Annotated in this window: 16 protein-coding genes and 1 pseudogene; 9 read left to right on the top strand and 8 right to left on the bottom strand. The window is 57.0% G+C overall.

The features are described from left to right. Nucleotides 1–443: 443 nt before the first annotated feature. The 3 genes from C7G61_RS40905 to C7G61_RS44290 all read right to left on the bottom strand — a co-directional run bounded on the left by C7G61_RS40905 (nt 444) and on the right by C7G61_RS44290 (nt 4,390). On the bottom strand, nt 444–2,453 hold the full coding sequence (locus C7G61_RS40905; RefSeq protein ID WP_108523215.1) for a hypothetical protein: 2,010 nt from the start codon (nt 2,451–2,453) through the stop codon (nt 444–446). A gap of 146 nt (nt 2,454–2,599) precedes the next feature. Further along, entirely contained in the window at nt 2,600–4,144 is a 1,545-nt protein-coding gene (locus tag C7G61_RS40910) for a VirE2 family protein (protein WP_108523205.1), read from the bottom strand. Between the two features lie 12 nt (nt 4,145–4,156). After that, nucleotides 4,157–4,390, bottom strand: a complete 234-nt coding sequence (locus tag C7G61_RS44290; protein WP_145963795.1) for a hypothetical protein — start codon at nt 4,388–4,390, stop codon at nt 4,157–4,159. A gap of 219 nt (nt 4,391–4,609) precedes the next feature. Here C7G61_RS44290 and C7G61_RS47735 point away from each other — a divergent pair, with 219 nt between their 5' ends. From C7G61_RS47735 to tnpC, 3 genes are all read left to right on the top strand, one after another. Next, complete coding sequence (locus C7G61_RS47735) at nt 4,610–4,819, top strand: transposase (protein ID WP_420836840.1); 210 nt, start codon at nt 4,610–4,612, stop codon at nt 4,817–4,819. A 163-nt stretch (nt 4,820–4,982) separates the two neighbouring features. After that, nucleotides 4,983–5,240, top strand: a complete 258-nt coding sequence (gene tnpB / locus C7G61_RS40920) for an IS66 family insertion sequence element accessory protein TnpB (protein ID WP_374226562.1) — start codon at nt 4,983–4,985, stop codon at nt 5,238–5,240. Between the two features lie 135 nt (nt 5,241–5,375). Next, nucleotides 5,376–6,332, top strand: a complete 957-nt coding sequence (tnpC, locus tag C7G61_RS40925) for an IS66 family transposase (RefSeq protein WP_338026188.1) — start codon at nt 5,376–5,378, stop codon at nt 6,330–6,332. Nucleotides 6,333–6,334: 2 nt separating this feature from the next. Here the strand turns inward: tnpC and C7G61_RS40930 are convergent, their stop codons facing one another. Further along, nucleotides 6,335–7,345, bottom strand: coding sequence for a tyrosine-type recombinase/integrase (locus C7G61_RS40930; protein WP_108523207.1), 1,011 nt, complete (start codon nt 7,343–7,345; stop codon nt 6,335–6,337). 106 nt (nt 7,346–7,451) lie between these two features. Between C7G61_RS40930 and C7G61_RS44295 the strand changes: the two genes are divergently transcribed. From C7G61_RS44295 to C7G61_RS47745, 5 genes are all read left to right on the top strand, one after another. Next, nucleotides 7,452–7,661, top strand: coding sequence for a hypothetical protein (locus tag C7G61_RS44295; RefSeq protein ID WP_145963797.1), 210 nt, complete (start codon nt 7,452–7,454; stop codon nt 7,659–7,661). Between the two features lie 283 nt (nt 7,662–7,944). Continuing rightward, nucleotides 7,945–8,211: a DUF5372 family protein gene (locus C7G61_RS47740; protein ID WP_190242240.1), complete on the top strand. Its 267-nt coding sequence runs from the start codon at nt 7,945–7,947 to the stop codon at nt 8,209–8,211. Nucleotides 8,212–8,273: 62 nt separating this feature from the next. Further along, nucleotides 8,274–8,612, top strand: coding sequence for a DUF6788 family protein (locus C7G61_RS47310; protein ID WP_108523209.1), 339 nt, complete (start codon nt 8,274–8,276; stop codon nt 8,610–8,612). Between the two features lie 112 nt (nt 8,613–8,724). Further along, nucleotides 8,725–9,510 carry a recombinase family protein gene (locus C7G61_RS40945; protein ID WP_244608734.1) on the top strand — a complete coding sequence of 262 codons (786 nt, stop codon included), beginning with the start codon at nt 8,725–8,727 and terminating at the stop codon, nt 9,508–9,510. Continuing rightward, nucleotides 9,485–9,892, top strand: a complete 408-nt coding sequence (locus C7G61_RS47745) for a recombinase zinc beta ribbon domain-containing protein (RefSeq protein ID WP_420836839.1) — start codon at nt 9,485–9,487, stop codon at nt 9,890–9,892. The genes C7G61_RS40945 and C7G61_RS47745 overlap by 26 nt, the downstream gene beginning before the upstream one ends. 50 nt (nt 9,893–9,942) lie before the next feature. On the opposite strand, the gene C7G61_RS40955 is transcribed toward C7G61_RS47745, so the two are convergent. The 4 genes and pseudogenes from C7G61_RS40955 to C7G61_RS40975 form a co-directional block, all read right to left on the bottom strand. Next, nucleotides 9,943–10,182 (bottom strand): hypothetical protein, encoded by a 240-nt coding sequence (locus C7G61_RS40955; protein WP_108523212.1) that lies wholly within the window; start codon nt 10,180–10,182, stop codon nt 9,943–9,945. A gap of 106 nt (nt 10,183–10,288) precedes the next feature. Next, on the bottom strand, nt 10,289–10,708 hold the full coding sequence (locus tag C7G61_RS46665) for a TOBE domain-containing protein (RefSeq protein WP_244608735.1): 420 nt from the start codon (nt 10,706–10,708) through the stop codon (nt 10,289–10,291). Nucleotides 10,709–10,903: 195 nt separating this feature from the next. Further along, nucleotides 10,904–11,204: pseudogene (locus C7G61_RS40970) on the bottom strand (IS256 family transposase); the annotation flags it as partial. 116 nt (nt 11,205–11,320) lie between these two features. Then, nucleotides 11,321–11,569, bottom strand: coding sequence for a helix-turn-helix domain-containing protein (locus C7G61_RS40975; protein WP_108523213.1), 249 nt, complete (start codon nt 11,567–11,569; stop codon nt 11,321–11,323). 248 nt (nt 11,570–11,817) lie between these two features. Here C7G61_RS40975 and C7G61_RS40980 point away from each other — a divergent pair, with 248 nt between their 5' ends. After that, on the top strand, nt 11,818–12,165 hold the full coding sequence (locus tag C7G61_RS40980; protein ID WP_108523214.1) for a hypothetical protein: 348 nt from the start codon (nt 11,818–11,820) through the stop codon (nt 12,163–12,165). Nucleotides 12,166–12,304: the final 139 nt, after the last annotated feature.

The raw sequence follows: 12,304 nt of genomic DNA on the forward strand, positions 1-12,304 counted from the left end.
CTCCATGCTGGAAGTTGGCGTAGGCGCTCGCCAGAAATAGACCCACGAGCAGCGACAAAGCTGCACCGAATAGAAGCCTTTCAAGTTTCCGGCTCGAACCCAATGATCGTCTGATGTCCCGAGTCAAAAGTACGGTCGCTAGCTTCGGTCACAGTCGCAATTTTGTGCCGTGTCCGTTTCAAGTCACACGATGGGCGTTCGATTTTTGCAGCGATCGACATCGGGAAGGGCAACGCCGCTCTTGGCTTCGCACTCATCATCGAAAAGGAAATCGGGCCCGGCATCTATGGCAGCGTCCCGGCGCCCAGCCCGCAGGAATGATGACTGGCATCGCAATGACGATCCGAGATCCCTCAACTCCATCCAGTCCGGCGAGATCCTAGCTCTATCCACACCTCCGCAAATGCTCCAGTCAGACAATGTCGCGAATTGCCGGTTCGACATCAGCATCTACCCATGCTCGCCACAGGTCGCGTGTCGAGGCCAGCTCTCTCCGCTGCTTCGTCACGACGCCTTGCGGCTTCCATCATAGCCATTTTCCTACCGTTCGGTGCCGCGCTGGCGGCGGCGTTACTACTTCGGCAGTTAGGAGGTTGCGCCTTGCTAAAATCATCTTTGATCGCTTCGAGTCTGATTGCAACATCGGAGGTCGGTAAGACCTCTGGCGTCGTGTCCGCGCCTGCTGGTTTGGTTACTTTATCACCATGACTCGCTGCTTTCCACGGTGGCATACCCCACGGGTAATCCTGTCCCTTGAGCCCCCCACCGCTGTTCAACGTGCTTTGGTACTTAGGAGGTTGCACCTTGCCGAAGTCGATTTGAAGCGCTTCGGATTTGTTCGCAGAACCGGAAGCAAGTGGGATCTCCCGCGCCGCCGTGGCCCGTGACTGCACCGCCAACATTATTTTGTCGATGTTTCTGGGCGAAATGCTGTTCGAATGGTGACCGTCGTCCACGCGACTCTCTTTATTCGTAGGAAGTTGCGTCTTGCTAAAATCATCTTTGATCGTGTCGTTTCTGTTTGCAGTATCGAAGGTGGGTAAGATCTCTAAAGCCGTGTCCGCACCTGCTAGTTTAGTTGCTTCATCACCATGACTCGCTGCTGCCAACAGTGGCATGCCCGACGGCTCATAGTACTCCCGGTGCGCTCCACCGCTGTCCAACATGCTTTGATACTTAGGAGGTTGCGCCTTGCCGAGGTCGACTTGAAGCGCTTCGGATTTGTTCGCAGAACCGGAAGCAAGTGGGTTCTCCCGCGCCGCCGTGGCCCGTGACTGCACCGCCAACATTATTTTGTCGATGTTTCTGGGAGAAATGCTGTTCGAATAGTGATCGTCGTCCACGCAACTCTCTTTATTCGAAGGAGCGTCAAAACGAGCGGTATTTTCCCAAGCCGCCTTATGCTGCATTGCTTCTGCAGCTCTCATTTTCTGGGCATTTTGCTCATGCTCTTGGAGGCCCTTTAGGCGCGTCTTCAGTTTTATTCCCAACACTTTCGTTGTAACGACCTTCGCATTGCTGCCCACATATTTCGTTTGACGCTTGTACAACTTGCCAAGGGTCTGTTTGGTTTCGGTTAATTGATAGGTGCTTTCGTCGAACGTGGCCGACCTTTTGGTCCAAAGCCTTCGATGGGACGTAATGTTTCTGCCCAGCTCGTTTCCCTGCGGATCCAGTAGAGATGTATATGACTTGACACCAAAGAGCGTTTTGGTTTCGGTTACCTCAGTTCTCCTGTCTTGCGATTTTCTCGAATACTTCGAGAAGCCGCGATTTTCGCGACCGATCAGTTCCAGATTGCCGTCTTCGTCTCGCTCGAAAACTTCTTTTCTGGAGCCTTTGATACGCGTTAGGATTCGATATTTCTTGTTATCGGCCCCGCTTTCGTAAGGGGCGCTAATCTCCTCAGAAATCGCCCTGAAGAGCCGACCGTCCCGAAGCCTGTCCGTGTAGTAGCTGGTGCGAATCAGTTGGCCTTTTTCGTCCCGTTCCCATTTTTCACGGTAACTGCCATCTTTGAATTCGAGGCTGTGGGAGCGAAGTTCTCCCTTCGCGTCAAAGTCGTAACGCGCCTTTTTCCGCCAATCCTCCCTTTCAAGCTGGCTGATGTAAACAGCGTCTGACTGCGGCCCACGTTTGAGGACCTCCGTGGTCTTCCTGACCACGCCCCTCTTGCGCGTGCGCTCGCCATTCTTATCGATTGCTAGCTTCTTGTTGCCGAGGAGCTTGTAGCCGATCTCCCCGTGATAGCCCTCTTTCACTTTGTCAAAGAGTTCCATCTCGTTGGCATATGTCGCTTGTTTGCTCGGTCTCCTAAGCCTGCGATCTATTCTGCGAGCTTTGTCGGCCGTTTCCCGCGCTCGAAGATGCTGCTCTGCTTCGCGCCTAACGGAACGCGCGTTCTTATAGACAGGATCTCTCAGCTTGATCGGTTTTTTTTGAATGTCGACCATGAGTTGGATCTTCTGCAAAGCTTTTCGATCGAAAGGGAACATGGAAGGCAGCAAAACTCATGCACAGCGTCGCGCGGAAGGGCGTTGCCGGCTGTCCTTTGACAACCGGCTTTCGCCACTGACACGCGGCTGCGTGCGCACGATTGTCAGGTTCCCCAACTACGGGCAACGTCGCGTGATCTGTCGTTCCGATCGTCGTATCTGCTGCCTGGCGGCCGCTGCGGCTTGCTCATATCGCTGGTGTTGCCCGACTCGGCCTCCTGACGCGACAGAAGCCTATCCGTTACGCTCGTTGGAAGATCCAGCGCTTTATCCTTATTCCTCTCTTGGTGAGCCCTCTGCAGAGTTTGAGCAAGCGACGTAAATGAGGGTTTCGTGTAACTTACACCTCTAGCCTCTCCATCGTCGGCATAGAATATCTCTTCTGGCGTGTACATGTCGATTATGGATTTGCCCTTCGGCAATTCGATTGAATGACCTTCAACAAGGGTCTCATCTACCGCCACGAGTACGCGATCATGGGATGCATACTTATCGAGCATCTCATCCCAATTTGGTTTGAACGTGCCCCATTGCGGATTGATACCATGCTCTTTGCACACCTCCTGAAAGTACTTAGGAAAGCGCGTTGGGCCTCCAAGAAAATCCGGCGTGACGAACGTATTGCCCTCCGGCATCCTGATTATGATCCGATGGTCCATTGCATCCATGGAGGGTGATCCCTGGACGGCTTGTGCCGCTACGTCGTCGGGTAGTTTCCCGAGAACATCTTTTATCGGGAAGTATGTCGTATCGATCTTCACATAGGCACGATGGGTATCCTGGTTATACCCGCGGCTTTCGCCGACATAGTCGCGTAAGCGGTGGGTCGCTTGATTGGGCCCAAGCGTGCGCTCGATGAAGTCGATGGTTTGGTAGCCGTGAAGTTTTGACTTCAGCCATACGTCGCCGCCAAGTTCCATCTCTAAGTCCGAAGCCGTACACTCCTCATAACCATCGTCCGGGAGGCGCGAAAGCCCCTTCATGACTCCGCCCTTCATTCGAACCATGATGTCCGGAGCCTGCTCGCCGCTAGTATGCGGATTTTTATGGGCGACCTCCCGTCGTCTGTTCCCGGCTGGAGTCTTGTAAATTTGCGCTTCGCCATCGAGTTTGAAAGTCGGAACGATTTCTCGTTTCCCGTCCTTAAACACTACTTTGTTGGCTTGGAAAAGGTCGTTATCACGCTCCGCTGTGAGCCCAAGTGATGTCGTGATTTTCCTGAACTCAGAATTTTTGTATTCTACCGTGGTTTTTTGGCCGTCTGGAGCCTTGATGGCAGTCCAAAGTCCATTCTTGGTATAGTAGTTGTCTCCGTACCTGATGTAGACAAGCTCCTCGTCCATCTGTTTGACGGTTTTGGTGCCCAACATGGAGAGAGCCTGAAATTTCGCACCAGTAAAAAATGTGTATACGTTTTTCGCTGGGAGGTCTTCGGAACCATCCGAATTCAACGACACTACCGTGATGCCGTTTTTTCTAAGTGTGGTGTCTTCGACCGCAATCAACAGGTCGTCGTTCGAGGGAAGTTTGGCGGCGTCGGTACGCCGGCTTGCCCTGAGTTCAAGCGCCGCCAATCGTCTAGCGGAGGCGTCGAGATCTTCGACGTCAGCGGCGTCAGCGGCGTCAGACATGTCATTATCACCGGCCATGTAAGCGATCCTTCAAGACACTTGGCTGCAATTGTTTTTCGTTTGTTTTTCGTCTCGGGCCTTAACAGCTCTTAGCAACGCCATAAGCCGGCGTTCACGAGAATTCATAAATAGTTTCGGATCGTCCATCGGCGCATAGTCGCCTGCATCAATATCCAAAAGCGTACTCAATTCAGGTGATAGCCGAACGCTGTTTCCACTTTGACTGAGCCCGGAGTGCGGTGATGGAAGTTTTACGAGCGGCAACTTGGCTTCCTTTCAATAGCGAACGCACGGGTTGGCGCGTTGGATTTCCTTTATAGAGATCTGAAATTCTGGAGCGTCAACGTCGAATCGCGCTGCACTTGTAATGTGGTTACATCGGACACGCTGTACGCATCCGAGGGCGGCCGCCTTGCAGAGGTTGGCTATTGCATGATTACAAGCAGTATGGACACCATATCTACTGCCAATAATGCGAAAGTTATGGAGGTTGTCGACACAGGACGGCGGCGGCGGTTCAGTATTGAAGCGAAGCAGCGGATTGTGGAGGAGAGTTATTGCTGTGGCGATCCTGTTACTCGCCGCCACGGACTTTTTCCTGGCCAACTGTTCGGATGGCGACGCCTGGCGCGACAGGGCGCTCTTGGAGCGCTTAACCCAAAGATGGCGAACACGGGTTTATTGCGGCTCTGATTGAGCCGGATCCAACGAGAAGCGATGGGAGCCGTGACGCCGCTCGCTGCGAGCAGGTTGTTGGACGGATAGAGATCGTGCTCGGCAGCGGTGTTCGTCTGATCGTTGGAGTGGATGTCGACATCGCCGCTCTATCGCGGGTCTTAAGAGTGCTGGAGGGACGATGATCCCAATTCCGACGGGCGTTCGTGTGTGGCTTGCGACCGGCTACACCGACATGCGGTGCGGCTTTCCGAGTTTGGCTCTCCGCGTGCAGGAAGTGCTCAAGCAAGATCCTCTTGGCGGAAATCTTTTTTGCTTCAGGGGAAAACGCGGCGATCTTTTGAAGGTATTTGGCATGATGGCCAGGGGGCATGCCTGTTTACAAAAAGACTTGAGAGATGAAGGTTCATCTCGCCTTCGGTTGCAGGGGAAGCAGTGACGATCTCTCCGGCGCAATTGAGCTATCTCTTGTCTGGAATCGACTGGCGCAATCCTCAAGGAACGTGGCGTCCAACGCGAGTTGGATAAGCATTTTGTGATTGAACTTGCCAGCCAATCTGATTTCACTCGCTTCATGAATTTGAAGTCGGATGATCTTCCTTCGGACCTCGCGAGAGCCCAGGCGGCGCTGCTGGTCGAGCGTGAAGCGCGGCAAAGGGTCGAGGCTGAGCGTGATGCGGCCGTGGCTGAAGCCGCCAGCGCGCAGGCAAAGCTGTCCGACACCGAAGCGCTGATCGCTCATCTGCAGCTCAGGATCGAAAAGCTGAAACGCGAGTTGCATGGGTCGCGCTCCGAACCCACGGCGCGGCTGATCGAGCAGTTGAAAGATCTGGTAATGTCGGCGACCGAGGATGAGCTTGCAGCTCGGGCCGCGGCGGCGAAAACCCAGACCGTGCGCGCGTTCACGCGCAAGCGGCCGGTACGCAAGGCCTGGCCGGATGACATCGAACGCGAGCGCGTCGTCATCGATCCCCCGACCACCTGCGCCTGCTGTGGCGGGGCGCGGTTGTCGAAGCTGGGCGAGGATGTGACCAGGACATTGGAGGCGATCCCGCGCCGCTACAAGCTGATCGAGACGGTGCGAGAGAAGTTCACCTGCCGGGATTGCGAAGCGATCATGCAGCCGCCGGCGCCATTCCATGCCACGCCGCGCGGCTTCATCGGACCCAGCTTGCTGGCGATGATCCTCGTCGATAAGTTTAACCAGCACCAGCCGCTTAATCGTCAGAGCACGCGCTTCAGGTGCGAGGGGATAGACCTGTCGACGCAGACGCTGGCCGATCAGGTCGGCCACGGAACGTTCGCCGTCATGCCGTTCTTCGACCTTATCGAGAGCCATGTGTTCGCGGCTGAGCGGCTTCATGGTGACGACACCACCATCCGCATTCTGGCGAAAGGCAAGTGTACGACCGGGCGAATCTGGACCTACGTGCGTGATTATGCACACCCCGTGATTATGCGCAGCTCGCAGGAACAGGAGCCTATATCCATGGGATTCTCGGACGACTTCCGGCTGGCGAACTGCGCATAATTTCAAAGGCTCATCAGGAACTGCATGAGCTTGTCCGGCGGACGATACCGGCCTTGACTGGCCGTCATGGGCTGCAGTCGTTTGAGCGTGCGCTCTTTCATCGCGAGGTCTGCCTGAAGGTACATGTGTGTCGTGGCGGGGCTCTCATGACCGAGCCATAGGGCGATGACGCTGATATCGACGCCGGACTGCAGGAGATGCATCGCCGTAGTGTGGCGGATGGTGTGAGGCGAAATCGAGCGGCGCGCGAGTTGCGGATAACGTTCTGCGGCGGCCGATACCGCAAGTTCAAGGCGCTGGGTGACGTTTGAACGCGCCATGCACCGTCCGCCCCGATTCGGAAACAGGAAGTCCTGCTCGCCCGTTCCGTTCAACCGGCGCTTCCAATTGCGGATCATCTTCGTGGTCGTACGCCAGAGCGGAACGCTGCGGTCTTTGCGCCCCTTGCCATGCAGGTGCGCGACCGCCGTGCCGTCAACGACGACATCGCCGACGCGCAGGCCGAGGGCTTCGGACACGCGGGCGCCGGTGTTGTACATCAGGCTGAACAGTGCGCGATCTCGCTCACCTGCCCAAGTCTGCGTATCCGGCGCGTCAAGGATCGCTTGCATCTCCTCGCGTGACAGAAATCCCAGAACCGGCCGGTCGAACCGTTTCATCGGAATGGCCAGCACCTGTTCGATGACGAGGAGCGCGGTCAGGTCATAGTGGGCGGCATACTTCAGGAAGGAGCGAAGCGCCGCCAGGCGGGCGTTGCGCGTGCGCGCACCGTTACTCCGCTCCTTCTCTAGATGGTCGAGAAAGTCCAGGATCAACTGCGCATCGAGGTCAGCCAAGATCAGCCGGGTGGGCTCCTTGCCGATCTGCGCCGCGGCGAAGCCAAGCAACAATCGGAATGTGTCCCGGTAGGCGGCGATGGTGCGAGGGCTGACGGCTCGCTGATTGCCCAGATGCTCGACAAAAAAGCGTTGAAGCAGGATGGGGAAGGACGGTGTCGGGTTGGGATCAGACATGATGCCCCCCTCCGCCGTTTGCTGCGAAAAGCTCGAAACGTTTGCCGGAGACCGCCATGAGTTCTGGGACGCCGGTCAGGTACCAATAGGTATCGGAGATCTTGGCATGGCCGACGTAGGTCGAGAGCGCCGCCATGGCGTTGTCGATATCGGCGTCATGCTCGTGCCAGAGCTGAACGCGGCGGCAGATGAAGGTGTGGCGCAGGTCATGGATGCGCACCTCGCCATGGCCGCCCCGCGCGATCCAACCGAGGTCGGTGCGAAGCTTCTGGAAAACCTTATTGATCCTCCGCTTCGCGATGAAACCGCCCGTTGAGGACAGGAACAGCGGTGAGTCCTTGGAGAGCGCACCGTGACGCGCCCGAACCGCCAGATAGCGCCGCAGCGCGGCGACGACGGTGGCGTGTAGCCGCGGCAGAGCAGCGCGTGCACCGCCTTGATCGCCTCGGTCCCGCTCCGTTTCGGTCGGTAGCCATAAGCTGCGGGATCAAGGTCCGCCTCGAAGATCGGCTCCAGCACCAGCTTGGTGGCAGTTTGCACCACCCGGTCCCGGATCGTCGGCACGGTTACTTCGAACTGCACATTGGCCCGGTCAGGCTTTGGGATCGGCCGAGATAACCCACCCGTTTGATCCCCTTCGTGGTCATCAGTTTGTTGTGCTGAAGGTCAGGAAGGTCTCAGGCGTAGAGACGTTGAGCCTGCGCCATGCCGAGAGGGGCTCGTTTGCAGTCCCACGCGAATGGACTGACTGGGCACCTCCTGGCACTCCGAGTGAGCCTATTAATGGCCAACAGCCAGTGCTCTTCGATGTTGCCGGCGCGCTGGCGCTCAGCGAAGTCGTCTGTTCGTTGAAACGCAAGAAGTGAGGCTTGACCGATGACTCGATTTCTGAATCACTCGGACATAGATTCGATTCGGTCCGAAGAACATGAAAAACTCTTCGTCCGCGGCTCTACGCAGACGCCGCCACCGGTTGGTGCGAGCCCTGCCACCAATCGAGCAGGTCATACGCGGGTCGCTGATCGAGACCTACAAGCGCTGCGGTCGGCCGAACTGCCATTGCGTCGACGGGCCTGGGCACGGACCCAAGCGATACTTGTCCACGATCGCCCGAACCGGCGAACGCCCGCGCCTCGGTTATGTGCCGAATGCGACCTACCCCCAAGTCGCCGCGTTTCTCGCCAATTACCGCAAGCTTCAGGAGATGCTCAACGAGATTTGCGCGATCAATGCCGAGCTTCTGCGCCGTCGCGAGAGTCTCGACTAAATGGATCCGGCTGTCGCAATGCTGGATTTTGCCAGGGCGGGCGCCATCATCGCCAACATGATCGAATCCTATCTCGCTGCAGGCGCCCCGTCGCTCAACGAAGGAGCCGATCATGCTGAATTCGAAGATTGCCGATCATCATCTGATGCGAAAGGCCTGCATCTACATTCGTCAGTCGACAATGGCACAAGTGCGATTCAATCAGGAGAGCACAGAGCGCCAGTACAATCTAGCGGACCAAGCGAAATCGCTCGGCTGGACTCCGGAGCAGGTCCGAATCCTCGACGGGGATCTCGCCCAGTCGGGAGAACTGATGACCAAACGCGACGACTTCAAGACCCTTGTGAGCGATGTGGCTATGGGGCAAGTCGGTGCGATCTTTTCTCTGGAGTCCTCGCGCCTGGCGCGCTCGAACAAGGACTGGCATCGATTGCTGGAACTGTGCGCTGTCACCAAGACATTGGTGTTCGACGGAGATGGCTGCTACGATCCGTCCGACTTCAACGACAGCCTTGTCCTTGGCATGAAGGGCACGTTCGCTCAGGCAGAACTGCACATCATTCGCGCGCGCCTCCACGGCGCTAAACTCAACAAAGCGCAGAAAGGTGAGTTGCGTTTTCCCTTGCCGGTTGGTTTGGTATTCGACGGCGACAAGATCGTTCTCGATCCCGACCAGGAAGTGCAAGGCGCCGTCAGGGCGGTCTTCACGTTGTTCGAGCAAGAAAACAGCGCCTACGCTGTGGTTCAACGCTTCCACCAACTCGGCCTTCTCTTTCCGCGTCGGTCGTACGGCGGTGTCTGGGATGGCAAGCTCATATGGGGTCGGCTGACCCATTCACGGGTGATCGGCGTTCTCGCGAACCGGCACCTACGTGTTTGGTCGGTATCAATCTTGTAAGAAGATAGGCCCCACCGGCGAGATCTGTACTCAATCGCGCCAGATGCCACAAGATCAGTGGCGTGTTGTTATTCCGGACCACCATCCGGGTTACATCACCTGGGATCAATTCCTCGCCAATCGCAGACGCCTGGCAGCGAACCGGACCAACAGCGAGGTTCTCGCTGGGCCTGCACGCGAGGGACTCTGTTTGCTGCAAGGCATGTTGCTTTGCGGCATTTGCGGGCGGCGTCTGAGTACACGCTATACCGGCAACGGCGGTCTTTACCCGAGCTATGACTGCAACTCGAGAAGTCGGGACGCATCGCCGCTCCGGCACTGCATGTCTTTGCCGGCAAAGCCGCTGGACGACGCCATTGCTGCGCGTCTGTTAATCTGTTAATCGCCGTCACGCCACTGACAATCAAACTTGCACTTGAAGCACTGACCAACTTAGAAGCGCGAGACCAAGCGATTTCTGCGCAATGGCACCGAAGGATCGAGCGGGCCCGCTACGATGCTGACTTGGCAGAACGCCGTTATGAGGAGGCGGACCCCAGTAATCGCCTGGTTACCAGCACGCTCGAAAAACGCTGGAATGACGCAATGCAGCGGATGATAGAACTCGAGGCTGAGGTTGCCGACTTTGAGCTTCAAGCCATGCGAAGCCTCACAGCCGAACAAAAGCAGCAAGTTCTACAGCTCGGCAAAGACTTTCCTCGCCTATGGAAGGCAGCGACCACGTCAGCTTGCGACCGCAAACGAATGCTGCGTTTGCTGATCCGCGATATCACGGTCGTCAAGAGTGCAGAACCCAGGTTTCTCGCGAGATGTGCGCGGAATGATTGTCGAGGATCAGCTTGATCGCAGTGTTCGGCGGATAGGCGGCATCGATAAGCCTGAGGAGTTCGATGAACTCTCGACTGCGGTGGCGATCCTTGACAAGGGCGTGGACCTTGCCGGTGAGCAGATCAATCCCAGCCAACTCCGCCGACCCGGTGGGCCTGCGCCTCTTGCCGTCCCGGCCAAACACCAGGATGCGGTCGGGGTTGACGGCCAAATGCAGCGTCTGGCCGAGCGCGATTTGGGGCGCGCGCTCGGCGGCGAGCCGCGCGATAAGCGGATGATCGAGGCCGGCGAGGTCGAGGTGGACGCAGAGGTCGGAGCCCGTGTGCTCGATGAGCCGGACCGCCCGGTCAGAGTGTTGGCGCCGTCGCACTCGGACGGGTGGAGGGCTTCCGAACGGATGCCGAGCGCGAGCTCCGCCCCAGACGGAGCATCGGAGAGAAGCTGGAAGCTGGCGCCGACAGCGTCGACCGAGCCTCGCTCGCGCACCACCCCGTCGAGAAGGTTGATCTTGGGGCTTCCGACGAATTCCGCGACGCGGCGATCGTCGGGGTCGGCATAGATCTTCCAGCCAGGCGCGCGGCACCTCGATTTCGACCGGCCCGAAGGTCCCGGTCAGCGTCCGCTTCCGACTGCCATGGCGGTGGCCTGCAACACCCGCTTTTGCTTCATTGCCCGGTCACCTGGCTTCGCCCGTAACGCGGCCGGGCCAGCACGGCATCGAGCTCGCCGCGGATCAGCTCTTCGATGAATCCGCGCGCCCGAGCCCGCAACTCGGTCTCGAGTGGATCAAACCAATTGTCGAAAAGATCAACAGCCATCTCCGCTGCAGGCTGCGAAGAATCGGGCTTCGTGGTAGTGCTCGTCATGGCGTGGTCTCCAGTCCAGCGCGCAAACGCCGGATGATTCGAGGTTGATCACCCTGGAGACTACGCCACCCTCATTTCCAACCAACTCCGCGACGACACCAAGCGGACCTTGCGAATTACTGCGAACGAACCGCAGTCCGAAGCCTCTTGATTGCATCAATCGGGTCAAACCCAATCGCTTCTGCAAAATCGAGAAACTCAACAACATCGATCCGGCGCTGGCCACTTTCAACGGTAGCCACAAACGACTGATAGCGCCTCAAGCGTTTTGCGAGCTGCGCTTGCGTCAAACCTGATTTTTTTCGCTGCTCAATAAGCATCGCAATCAAAGCTTTTTGCCGAGGAGATCGGAGCGTACGCGGCATTTTCTGCCCCAGAGACAGGGGGCAGACAAATAATCTGATTTACAGATTATCTAAAAATCAGATATTGTGAGATTTGGCCAGCACCCCCTTGGGGGGATCCATAGGTCACCGTCTGAAGTTTTTAGGTGGATGTTTTCAGGATGGATGTCCTTCGACACCTCGATCCCACTCCTCTATGTAAGTCGTTAAATCTTTGTTCGTTCAAGCTGGTAATAAATCTCTCAAAGGCTCGAGGAGGAGAAAAGCAGATGAGCGATAATGCCGATCTTGAAAACAGAACCATCGAAGCGTTACGGCACTATCGCGAGGCCCTCGTCACGGTTGAAAACCTGGAACGAGAGGAAGCTTCCGCGCATCGAGCGCTGACGACCACGCTGCTTGATTTGGGGCGCGCCATTCTCGACGAAGAAGCGCCGTCTCTCAAGCATAGCCTGTTTGAGATTGGCTCGGTAGCGGTGTCGCGATCGGACGAAGCGTGGGTCGCCCTGAGCGAGGCGACTGCGAGATTGGATTCAGCCCGCCTGACTTTGGCCGCCCTGGAGCGGCAACTGGGATATATTCCAGGAGTCTCGATAGCTGCGGGAGATCCGGCCTAGCTCAAAGAATGTCTAGGAGCCTGTCCGAGTAATCGGATTTTTCTCGACGAAGAACAAGCGTCGTGATTCAAACGGTGGATGAGCAAGACATTTCGTCCTTGGGACGTTGATCAGGCTTGGCTGCTGCCGCCATCGATCC

It is taken from the genome of Bradyrhizobium algeriense, assembly GCF_003062295.1.
GTDB classification, from domain to species: Bacteria; Pseudomonadota; Alphaproteobacteria; order Rhizobiales; family Xanthobacteraceae; genus Bradyrhizobium; species Bradyrhizobium algeriense.